The sequence below is a fragment of the Pedobacter suwonensis genome (genome assembly GCF_044762335.1).
Taxonomy (GTDB): domain Bacteria; phylum Bacteroidota; class Bacteroidia; order Sphingobacteriales; family Sphingobacteriaceae; genus Pedobacter.
In genome coordinates this window covers 61,544-73,444 of the sequence record NZ_JBIWEB010000003.1, presented here as the reverse complement: position 1 = coordinate 73,444, position 11,901 = coordinate 61,544, and the positions used below count along the sequence as shown (strand labels likewise).

General features: G+C 40.3%; 9 protein-coding genes. 5 read left to right on the top strand and 4 right to left on the bottom strand.

The annotated features are described in order from the left end of the window. Window positions 1-81: 81 nt before the first annotated feature. The 4 genes from ACIQXP_RS06200 (at window position 82) to ACIQXP_RS06185 (ending at window position 7,214) form a co-directional block, all read left to right on the top strand. Entirely contained in the window at window positions 82-2,415 is a 2,334-nt protein-coding gene (locus ACIQXP_RS06200) for a glycoside hydrolase family 95 protein (protein WP_387505093.1), read from the top strand. 6 nt (window positions 2,416-2,421) lie between these two features. Next, a complete protein-coding gene (locus tag ACIQXP_RS06195) occupies window positions 2,422-4,464 on the top strand; it encodes an alpha-amylase family protein (protein WP_387505094.1) in 2,043 nt (680 codons plus the stop codon). 51 nt (window positions 4,465-4,515) lie between these two features. Beyond that, on the top strand, window positions 4,516-6,726 hold the full coding sequence (locus tag ACIQXP_RS06190; protein ID WP_387505095.1) for an alpha-galactosidase: 2,211 nt from the start codon (window positions 4,516-4,518) through the stop codon (window positions 6,724-6,726). Window positions 6,727-6,950: 224 nt separating this feature from the next. Further along, window positions 6,951-7,214: a hypothetical protein gene (locus tag ACIQXP_RS06185; protein WP_387505096.1), complete on the top strand. Its 264-nt coding sequence runs from the start codon at window positions 6,951-6,953 to the stop codon at window positions 7,212-7,214. 63 nt (window positions 7,215-7,277) lie between these two features. Here ACIQXP_RS06185 and ACIQXP_RS06180 read toward each other — a convergent pair whose 3' ends face one another. After that, entirely contained in the window at window positions 7,278-8,060 is a 783-nt protein-coding gene (locus tag ACIQXP_RS06180; RefSeq protein ID WP_387505097.1) for an HAD-IIA family hydrolase, read from the bottom strand. Between the two features lie 382 nt (window positions 8,061-8,442). On the opposite strand from ACIQXP_RS06180, the gene ACIQXP_RS06175 reads away from it, so the two are divergent. Beyond that, window positions 8,443-8,970, top strand: coding sequence for a hypothetical protein (locus ACIQXP_RS06175; RefSeq protein ID WP_387505098.1), 528 nt, complete (start codon window positions 8,443-8,445; stop codon window positions 8,968-8,970). A 19-nt stretch (window positions 8,971-8,989) separates the two neighbouring features. Here the strand turns inward: ACIQXP_RS06175 and ACIQXP_RS06170 are convergent, their stop codons facing one another. From ACIQXP_RS06170 to ACIQXP_RS06160, 3 genes are all read right to left on the bottom strand, one after another. Further along, window positions 8,990-9,718 (bottom strand): esterase family protein, encoded by a 729-nt coding sequence (locus tag ACIQXP_RS06170; RefSeq protein ID WP_387505099.1) that lies wholly within the window; start codon window positions 9,716-9,718, stop codon window positions 8,990-8,992. 65 nt (window positions 9,719-9,783) lie between these two features. Beyond that, window positions 9,784-10,371, bottom strand: a complete 588-nt coding sequence (locus tag ACIQXP_RS06165) for a GDSL-type esterase/lipase family protein (protein ID WP_387505100.1) — start codon at window positions 10,369-10,371, stop codon at window positions 9,784-9,786. Window positions 10,372-10,714: 343 nt separating this feature from the next. Then, a complete protein-coding gene (locus ACIQXP_RS06160; RefSeq protein ID WP_387505101.1) occupies window positions 10,715-11,794 on the bottom strand; it encodes a fatty acid desaturase family protein in 1,080 nt (359 codons plus the stop codon). Between the last annotated feature and the right edge of the window lie 107 nt (window positions 11,795-11,901).

Below are 11,901 nucleotides of genomic sequence, written 5' to 3'. Positions count from 1 at the left end.
ATGGTAGCGGACAAAGATTTGGGACTTTATTCGATGGAGATCATTAATAAAGTACAACACACAAACAAAAAAAAATGAAAAATGAATTTTAAACAACTGACGGTTATTGTATTTTTTTTGATTTTCATCAGTAAAAACGTTTTTTCCCAGCAAAAACCTTTGTCGCTCTGGTACGATAAACCTGCTAAAATCTGGGAAGAAACCCTTCCCTTGGGCAATGGTAAACTAGGCATGACACCTGATGGTGGCATAACGAAGGAAAATATTGTACTGAACCATATTGCGCTTTGGAGCGGAGGGAAACAGGATGCCAATAATTATGAAGCTTATAAAAGCCTCCCGAAAATCAGGCAGTTGATATTAGCGGGTAAAAATGATGAGGCACAAGAACTTGTCAACCGCGATTTTGTTTGCAAGGGGCAGGGCTCCGGGGGGGCAACCTGGGGTAAATATCAAACATTGGGCAATCTGCAGCTCGATTATGAATATCCGGGCATTAAAGAAGTAAAACCTGAGACTTACCAAAGAACTTTGTCGTTGAATAAAGCAGTAGCCACAACAGCATTTACACTCAATGGCGTGAGATATAAAAGAGCGTATTACTGCAGCTTTGATGATGATGTAGCGGTTATCCGCATTACTGCCGATCAGCCTAAAAAGTTAAACTGCAACATTTCCATCAACAGACCTGAAAAAGCAACCATAGCTACTCAGGGGAATGAGCTGCTGATGTTCGGACAGCTGGATAACGGAACCGATGGAAAGGGTATGCGGTATATAAGCCGCGTAACCACCAAACTGAAAGATGGCACGGTTACCAGTGATGGCAATCTCCTCAAAATAAAAGATGCAACCGAAATCATCATTTATGTTGCTGCCGAAACCGACTTCAAACATGCTGATTTTGAGTTAAGGGTAAAAAATGAGTTGCAGAAGGCAAAAATGAAAGCTTATACTGAAGAACTGGCCAGGCATAGTGCCAACTTCGGCAAACTGTTCAACCGTTTAAAAATTAACCTGGGCGAAGGGGAAGCGGCTAACTTACCAACCGATGTAAGGCTGGATCGTTTTTACAAAGATTACAAAAATGATGTTTCGCTGAGCGCTTTGTTTTTTCAATTTGGACGTTATTTAAGCATTAGCAGTACCAGAGTCGGACTTTTGCCACCCAATCTTCAGGGTTTATGGGCCAACCAGATCAATACGCCATGGAATGGCGATTACCACCTTGATGTTAATGTACAGATGAACCATTGGGCCGTTGAGCCAGCCAATTTATCCGAACTGAATCTTCCTTTAGCCGAACTGGTCAGAAATTTGACCCGGCATGGAGCCAAAACTGCCAGGGCTTATTACAATGCCGATGGCTGGATTGCCCACGTGATTACCAACGTTTGGGGTTTCACCGAACCAGGAGAAAGTGCCTCATGGGGTGCCTCAAATGCCGGTTCGGGCTGGTTGTGCAGCAACCTTTGGGACCATTTCGCTTATAGCCGCGATTTAAAATACCTGAAAAGTATTTATCCGGTTTTAAAAGGATCTGCGGCATTTTATCAGAGTGCTTTGATCAGGGATCCAAAAACAGGCTGGCTGGTTACTTCTCCTTCCGTATCGCCAGAAAATACGTTTTACCTGCCCAACGGAAAAACGGCAAGCATTTCAATGGGGCCAACCATCGATAACCAGATTGTAAGGGAACTTTTCACTAATGTCATTACTGCGGCCAAACTGCTTAAGCTTGATGCTGCCTTTAGTGACTCGTTACAGCAAAAACTAAAATCGATCCCGCCAGCGGGCATAATCAGTAATGACGGGCGCATACAGGAATGGCTAGAAGAGTATAAAGAAACTGACCCCCAGCACCGCCACATTTCACATTTATATGGCGTTTATCCGGCAGGTTTGATCAGCCCGACTTCGACCCCGGCCTTAGCCGAAGCCGCAAAAAAAACACTTGAGGTTAGGGGAGACGATGGACCAAGTTGGTCGATTGCTTACAAACAATTATTTTGGGCAAGGTTACAGGATGGGAACCGGGCATTTAAACTGTTTAGGGAGATTTTAAAGCCCACTCTACGTACCGATATCAACTATGGAGCCGGTGGGGGTGTTTATCCGAATATGTTATCAGCCGGGCCCCCGTTCCAGATTGATGGTAACTTTGGTGCCACTGCGGCAATTGCAGAAATGCTGATTCAGAGTCATGATGGTTTTATTGAATTGCTACCAGCCATTCCGGATGCATGGAAAGCATTCGGCGAAATTAAAGGTTTAAAGGCAAGAGGTAACTTTACTGTTGATATGAACTGGAAAGATGGAAAAATCACATCTTACAAAATAGCTTCAGCAATTCCACAAAAGGTGAAAGTTAAAATAAATGGAAAATTGAGCAATATAACTTCAGTTAAACTTTAGCAACACATGATTTTTAGATTTTTATTCAGATATCTGGCTCTCTTCACTTTCAGTGTGTTGTTCCTTTTCATTACAAAGGCTTCTGCCGTTATTATCCCTTATGGTAAGAGTGGTAAAATAGTTTACAATCTTAAAACTGGTACCTTCAATGTATCAGAAAGTGCCAAGCAACTGTTGTTAAAAGGTTTTTCGCAGGCCGAATACCAGAAAAAGCTATTTAGCTCGAAGGATTATAAAAATATAACCTATAGTAAAAAAGTTATCCATGATGGATTTGGCAATGGGTTCAAACACATTTTTCTGCTGAAGCAGCCTGGTTTACCAGCCATGCAGCAAGTGTTTTATACTTACAATGGTAAAAATTATTTCATCATCAATTTGGTATTAATTGGTACTGATTTATCCATTAACCGCATTGTTCCTTTAAATGGCAACCTCATTAATCAGGAATATGCTGATGTGCCTACCAGTTTATTCGTGCCATTCGATAACGATACTTTTATTTCTTATCATACCGTGCCTTTAACTGTAAATGTGAACAATCCAAGTGCGGAGGTTACGGCTTTATACCATAATCAGTCGCGCAAAGGTTTTGTTGTCGGTTCTATTGAACACCGTGATTGGAAAACCGGTATCATTACTGCAATGGATGTCGATAAAAAGATCAGCGTACAAACGATCTGTGGTTTTACCGATGAAAGTATTACCCGTGATGAAATGACACATGGTTATCTGAAAGGCAATTCGGTGAGTTCAGCCAAAGTGTTTTTTGGTGCTTTTGAAGACTGGCGTTTGGGTATGGAAACTTACGCCAAACTGAACAGGATTTCTGAGCCTCCCATCGTTTTTAAGTGGAATAATGCTACTCCGGTAGGCTGGAATAGCTGGGGTGTGATGCAGGAGAGAATTACGCTCGAAAAGGCCAAGCAGGTAGTCGATTTTTTTGCCGATAGTTTGAAGTCGTTCAGGAGTGGTGGCATAGCTTATATCGACCTTGATTCGTATTGGGATAAGCTTTTAAAAGGTGGTTTAACGGGCGATTACGCCCAACTAAAAGCCTTTGCTGATTATGCCAAATCAAAAGGATTAAAACCTGGCATTTATTGGGCGCCCTTTGTTGATTGGGGTTTTGCGGGTGGTGGAAACCGAAAAGCAGAAGGAACAGATTACACATTTGGCGAGATGTGGACAAAAGTTGGTGCAGGTTACCATGATCTGGATGGTGCCAGGGCTTTAGATCCTACACACCCCGGCACGCAGCAGCGTATTGCATCCGTAATTCAGAAATTTAAAGAATGTGGTTTCGAAATGATCAAGATTGATTTTTTAGGACATGCGGCAATAGAGTCTGCTCATTTTTTCGACCCAAAAGTAACAACAGGGATGCAGGCCTATAAAACCGGAATGGAGTTTTTGTTAAAACAGCTTGATGGTAAAATGATGGTTTATGCAGCAATTTCTCCAAGTCTGGCTTCTGGCCGGTATATACACGTTCGGCGAATTGCCTGCGATGCCTTCAAATCCATTAAAGATACAGAGTATACTTTAAACAGTGTAAGTAATGGCTGGTGGCAAACTTACCTCTATGATTATATCGATGCCGATCATGTTGTTTTTTCTGATCAGTCAGAGGGCGAAAATGCTGCCAGGTTCTTATCGGCAATTGTTACGGGTACCTGCATTACCGGCGATGATTTTTCAATTTATGGTAAGTGGTCAGGTACCGCACAGCGCATATTAAACAATACTGAATTATTAAAGGTTTTGCAGGATGGAAAGGCATTTGTTCCGGTAGAAGGCAACAGGGGTAGATCGGCATCGCAATTATTTGTAAAACAGGCTGGCAATATAAAATACCTCGCCATATTTAATTATAGCGATGCAACAAAAGCTTTTTATATCGACTTTACCGGAATTGGTTTGAAGGCAACCGATAGTTATATAGCCGAAAACCTGATCACCCGAAAAGTGGAGTCTCTTCATCACAACCAAACGATCAGTCTGGACGGAAAAGATGCTCTTATCGTTAAAATTACCGTCAAACCCTAACAACTAACCAATCCTCTATCTATAAAACTCAGTAATTACTATTTAACACAAATGAACAGATCAGATCAATTTCAAGGTTATATGAGGCATGGGGTGCTGGCGATTTCGCTTTCCCTTTTTACGCTAACCAAGCTTAATGCTCAAGCCATAATACCTATCGAAACCGCTCATAATGCGCTGGTTTTGCAAGCAGATGCTAAAAAAGATGTAAACACAATATTTTTTGGAAAAAAACTGGCTGATAAACAGGAATATTCACAGATCAGTAGCCAGTACACACAGACAGAAGATTATACCGGACAGTTAAATTCGGCTTATACACCTTCAGGTTCAAGAAACCTGGTTGAACCGGCCATTAGCGTTACCCATGCCGATGGAAATAATTCACTTGATCTGAAGTACGTGGATCATACTGTTATTAAAATAGATGATAATGTAAGCCTGCTGAAAATCAGGTTAAAAGACCCGGTATACAATTTTGAAGTAACCCTGTTTTACAAATCGTTTTATAAGCAGGATGTGATAGAGCAGTGGACGGAAATTAAGCATAATGAAAAAGGAATGGTGATATTAAATAAATATGCTTCGGCAAACCTGCACTTAAAATCACCACATTTTTGGCTTAACCAATACCATGGCGATTGGGCGAAGGAAATGCAGCCTGAGCAGAGTGAAATTACCCATGGCATTAAAACCCTGGATAGCAAATTGGGTACAAGGGCCAATCTTTTTCAGCCTTCCGTTTTTATGATTTCGATGGGTAAACCTGCCGAAGAGAATGCAGGCAATGTTTTATACGGTGCTTTAGAGTGGAGTGGTAATTTTAAGATTGATCTGGAACTCGATTATCAGGATAACCTGCGCATTATTGCAGGGATGAATAGTTATGCATCTCCTTACAGCTTAAAGCCAGGTGAAACTTTTACCACGCCGGCATTTTTATATACTTTCTCTGACCAGGGGAAGGGCGATGCGAGCAGAAAACTGCAGAACTGGGCCCGCAACTATAAAATATTGGATGGCAAAGGTAACCGCCTAACGCTTTTAAATAATTGGGAAGCTACTTATTTCGATTTCAACGAACAGAAACTTGCTGAATTGCTTAAAGATACCAAAAAACTGGGTGTCGATTTCTTTTTACTGGATGATGGTTGGTTTGGCAATAAATATCCGCGTAACAGCGACAATGCAGCACTCGGCGACTGGCAGGAAAACAAAAAGAAACTTCCTAATGGGATTGCCTCATTGGTAAAAGAAGCCGATAATGCCGGTACCCGGTTTGGGATCTGGATTGAACCTGAAATGGTGAGTCCGAAAAGTGAACTATATGAAAAACATCCGGATTGGGTGGTGAAGCAGCCAGGCCGTTCTGAATATTATTTCAGAAATCAACTGGAACTTGATCTTTCGAACCCAAAGGTACAGGATTTTGTATTTGGGGTAGTTGATGGGTTATTTACCAAAAATCCAAAACTGGCTTACATTAAATGGGATTGCAATGCAGTAATTTACAATGCGTATTCCGCTCACCAGAAAAATCAGTCGCATTTTTACATTGATTATGTAAAAGGTTTGTACAATGTGTTACAACGCATCCGTGCAAAATATCCAACTGTACCTATGATGTTATGCTCTGGAGGTGGCGGTAGGGTAGACTATGCTGCGCTACAGTATTTTACAGAATTTTGGCCCAGCGATAATACCGACCCACTGGAAAGGATATTTATGCAATGGGAATATTCTTATTTCTATCCGGCAATCAGTACCTCCAATCATGTAACCGATTGGGGTAAACAACCGATAAAATTCCGTACGGATGTAGCCATGATGGGTAAACTGGGCTTTGATATTGTGGTTAGCAAATTATCCGGGAAAGAACTTCAATTTTGCCAGGAGGCTATTAAAAACTATAATGAAGTAAAGGATATTATCTGGCATGGCGAACAATACCGATTGGCAGATCCGCGTACCGGCAGCGTCGCTTCGATGTTGTATGTAAATGAGCAAAAAACGGAGGGTGTGATTTTTAACTATCTGGTAAATTACCGTTATGGTGAAAGCAGTAAATATCCTGTTAAATTGAATGGATTAGATGCCGCAAAGAAATATCAGATCAGAGAAATTAACTTATTTCCAGACAGCAAATCGCCGATTGATGCTAATAGAATCTATACAGGAGATTTTTTGATGAATATCGGGTTCAATCCGGTTTTAACCGCCAACAGAACAAGCGTAGTACTGAAGTTTGAGGAAGTAAAATAATAAAAAAATCGCCTGGTTCGTATGGCAATGGTTCGTGTCAACACGAACCATTTTACAAAACCATTATGATCTCACCTTATAGAACTTAAATACTTAATAATGAATTAAAACTGTATAATAACTTTAACAATTTCATAATGCTGGCTAATCATCCAGCTAACAACATCATATCATCTTTGTTTGACAGAGCGAACCAAATAATAAGATGATTTAAGCAAAATGATATGAGACTGATTTCTTGCGTAGCGCTATTGATGGTTATACCAGCAACCGGGCTGTTAATCAATTCAAATAAATTTAACGATAAAAAAACGCCGGCCATACCGGTGCATAAGCAGGTTGCAATTGATTCAGCCCAATCACATTGGTTTGATCGGGCTGATGCAGTTGCTAAGTTTGACCCTTTTGTATCTTCAACAGACTATCGGTTAAGTTTCTTTAAGCCTGTACATCCCAATTCCCGTCCTTTTTTTACCACTAACAAATAGTTTAAGACTAAAGACTCTTGACTAAGGACTCCCAACTCCAAACTCCCAACTCCAAACTCCCAACTATTTACACTCCCACCAGTTTAGTGGAAATGTTATTTCATCAACTGAACTTGCAATCATATCGGGTTTAAAGGCATAATGTCCCAGGGTATCCTTGCTTGATATGCCCGAGAGCACCAGAATGGTTTTGTAACCCATCTGTACGCCGCCCTGTATATCAGTTTCCATGGTATCGCCGATAACAGTGGTTTCACTCGTTTCCAAGCCTAAGAATTTACGTGCCGAACGCATCATCACCGGACTCGGTTTACCGGTAACAAAGGCTTTTCTCCCAGTTGCTTCTTCAATCATAGCGGTGGTGGCTGCAATCCCAAGGTTATTCCATCCTGGTTTTTTCGGCGATGGATCTCTGTTGGTGGTGATAAATTTAGCGCCCGCCAAAATCATATCAACCGCACGCTGAACCATTTCGAGTGTAAAGTTTCTGCCTTCTCCCAGTACAACAAATTCGGGGTCGGTATTCACCAAAGTAATGCCATGATCGTGCAAACTGCTTAATAAACCGCCTTCACCCAATACATAAGCGGTACCATTCGGATTTTGATCGGAAAGAAATTTTCCTGTAGCCATTGCGCTGGTGTATACATGACTTTCTTCAACCTTTATTCCCAAACCCTTTAATTTGCGTACCACTTCCAAAGGGGTTCTTTGGCTATTGTTTGTCATAAACGCGAAGGGGATCTCTTCGTCGATCAGTTTTTTAATGAATTTGTCCGCTCCGGTGATGAGTGCCTCACCACTATAGATCACCCCATCCATATCGATTAATAATCCTTGTTTCATGTGCTAAAAGTTAATCCGTTTATCTGCAAACTTAATATTTTCTTGTTCAATTAATGTTAAGACCAGGTTTTATACAACCAGTTTTGATCTAAACTTATCCTGATGTAGTTGAAGACCGTTCTCGTGCACACAGGAAACTTAAAGCGCTTGCACTAAGATTCCCAATCCCATTGGGAATAACGGTTGCTCATGGTTTAACGTTCTGAGAAAAAGCCTTCAATTATATTAAATTGTACCATAAATTTTCAAGACTAACAATGCTAAATTCAATGAGCTTGTTCATTATGTCTAAATACTATTTGTTTCTGATTTTATTTAGAAAAATAATCTTCTAACTGTAGCGTATGCCAGATTTTAATCGTATTGGTAGAAAAAATAGAAAATGAGAAAAGCTTTTAAATTAACCGCGATCTTTTTGATCGGATTAGCAATTGCGAGTGCATGCAAAAAGAAAACCAACAACCCGGTGGAATTTTCTATTAATGCGCAAAATTTAACTCCTTGTACAGAAGGAAACTGTCGGTTTGAGTATGTGAATTATTCGGAAATGCCCGATGAGCGAGGCACGGTTAAGACCGGACAATACCGGATTTTTTCAGTTACGAAGAGTAATAGCTTCAGTACAACGCGCATCTACATACAGGTGCCAATGCAGGATGATGATAGGTTTCTGCTAACAGATGCTGATATTGAGGGCGGAAAGGTGAAATATCTGTTTTCATGTCCTGCCTGCGACTATTTCAATTTAGTGCCTGTCGCAGGTACGGTTAAAGGTGTTAAGATTGCAGATCTCAATAACTCGGCAGAAAAGTGGCTTTTGGACGCCCACCTTGTTTTAGCAGCTGAAAAATCTAAAACGCCGGTAGATACGATTCATATTAAACAGTATTTTAGCCTGGCAGTAAAATAATTAGGCGCATAGAAAATCGCTAAATGTAAATCGGTACCATTTTTCGCCAGTAATGGGGCCTGTGTGCGTTGCTTTCCCAGGTATGAAACTGGTTGGGGATATTTTTCTCCCATAGTAAATTGCTCAGGTGCTGATTTTCCCTTAAAAAAGGATCAGTTTCTCCTACAGCAAGAACAATTTCCATTTCTCTAACTGCTGATAACAACCGGACATCGTTTAAGTTTGCGATGTATTGCGCAGGCATATTGAAATAAACTTCATTACTGTGAAATCCGTTCAGGAGGTCTCTAAAATCGCCGATGTTATAGGTGAGGTCGTACCTTCCACTAATGCCAACGGCCTTTTTAAATAACCAGGGATATTTCATGGCGAGATTTATGGCATGGTAGGCACCCATACTGCAGCCGGCAGTTTCAACATAATTGCCATTGTTTTTTTGATAGATAAGTGGCAATACTTCTTCAAGGAGGTATTTTTCATATTGTAAATGCCTGTCTATCCGTATAGAGGGAAATACATCAGCGTTATAAAAACTCTCTCTATCTATACTATCCACACAGAAAACCTGAAGTTCACCATGTTCAATCTGCGCCTTTAGGGATGCTATAATTCCCCAGTTTTCGTAATCGTAAAACCTGGCCATACGAGTGGGAAAAAAGATCACTGCCCTTCCCGCATGGCCGAAAATGAGAAGCTCCATGTCTCGCTGAAGATTCTGGCTAAACCATTTGTGATATTCCCTGTTCATGGCGTTAATTCTTTTATTGAAAATTAGCGCATATATGTTACCGGAATGTTAATTAAGTATAATAATTAACCTAACTTCTCTTTAACTGTATTGGCCCATAATCGATAGCCTGCTTCGCTGAGATGAAGACCGTCATGATCATAGAATAAAGGGTTTGGCTGTCCATCTTTATCGAGCATTTTCTTAAAAATATCTATAAATTTCCAATGGCCATCGAGTTTAATAATTTCGCTTTCAATCAGGTTATTGGTGTACCTGAACTGATCGGCCATTTGCCAGCGCGTAATACTTGGTTTTAAAGATATAAAATAGCAGGGCAACAGACCAAACCGTTGGTTCGCCTTAACCATTAACTGCTGAAAAAATATAAATATTTCCTCAGGGTTTCTGCCATCGCCAAGATCGTTATCGCCTGCATACACCACAAATGCTTTTGGCTTATAATCAGCCATAATCCGCTCAAAAAACCATACACATGCAGCTAAGGTAGAGCCACCAAAGCCTAAATTTGTTACTTTCATGTAATCGAAATCATCTTCCAGGCTATTCCATAACCTTATAGATGAGCTGCCATAGAAAATAACACCTGGATGTTCCCGGTCTAAGCGATGTGCTCTTTCCAGTTGTTTAACTTCTTCTTCGTACCAGTACATTTCACTAAGATATAAAGATCTGTCTTTTATAGGAGTGGACGGTATATTAAGTTTATGTAAAGTGCGTGAATTGGGTAACAAGATGAGGATATTGACTGCAAAACACTAAACGCTTAATTCAGATACACTTCAATTTCGTTAACAGATATATAAGCAATCCATAGGATGTTATCTCCGGAATAACATGCAACAGCTTATTTTAATGATACTAAAATCCGATGTACTACCGGTACGGTTAATGAATATCGGTGTAAAGAATAAAAACATTCCGCTTGAATTCCCGGTCTGTAGAATAATAATCTTTAATCAACTTTCGGACTCAAGACTTAAGACTGTGCACTAACTAAGCAACCCGCCCCATCTTCTTCAATATCCGATAATGTGAACGTAGTGCGGATAAACAAGTTGTATTTTCGTGATAGGGCAGCCCAAATTCATGCGCTGTTTGTTTAACAATGCCCGATATTCTGCCATAATGTACATGGCATATTTTAGGGAAAAGGTGGTGCTCGATCTGTCTGTTTAAACCGCCAAGAAAAAATGCTGAAATTGGCGATTGGGTTGCAAAATTTGCTGTAGTCCGCATTTGGTGTTCAGCCCAGGCTTCTTCCATATTGCCATCTGCGTTGGTTTTTGGAAAAGTAGTTCCTTCTACCACATGGGCCAGTTGAAAAACAAGCCCCATGGTTAAGCCTTGGGCCAGGTGTAGAACAACAAAGCCAATTGCAATCTGCCACCAAGAGAACGGCATGATCAGTACCGGTAGCACAATAAAAATGAAATAGTAAAGAAATTTATAGAAAAAAAGGTTGAAGTATTCAATGTTGGGATGTTTGTTCTGACAGGCACCGACGCTTTTTTGAAAAAACTTCTTGTAATCTTTACGAAACACCCAGGAAAGTGAGGCCAGGCTATATAGAGGAAAGGCATACCATTGCTGGAACCGTTGATGCGGCTTCAGTTCATCTTCCGTGCAAATCCTGATTAATCCTGTTGCCACCTCGATATCTTCATCATGACCTGGAATGTTGGTATAAGTATGATGTACTACGTTATGCGTAATATTCCAAACATATGGATTAGCCCCAACCATATTAAAAAGAAAGCTAAAAAATGTGTTGATCCGTTTAGAACTGGAAAACGAACCGTGAATAGCATCGTGACAGATATTGAAGCCGATAAAGGCACAAACCGTACCAAGCATAGCAATTATCACCAATAGAACTGCAATATGAACAGAAAAAAGCAAAATGGTTAAATAAAGTGCCAAAAATAGTAACAGAAAAAAGCAAGCTTTAATCCACATTCCAAAATCGGCATTTATGCTTCGATTATTTTTTTTAAAGTCGTTGTTTACTCTACGTCTAACTTCCGTATAAAATGTATTCCCAGTTGAAGATGGGAATTTTGCTTTTACTTTCATGATCTTGTGTGCTAATCAACCCCATGTACGAGGTCGATAATTCCAAGTTCATTAAGCTTTATGTGTAACCTGACTAAGTAGCCAAGCCTATTTATAAACGTAAACTA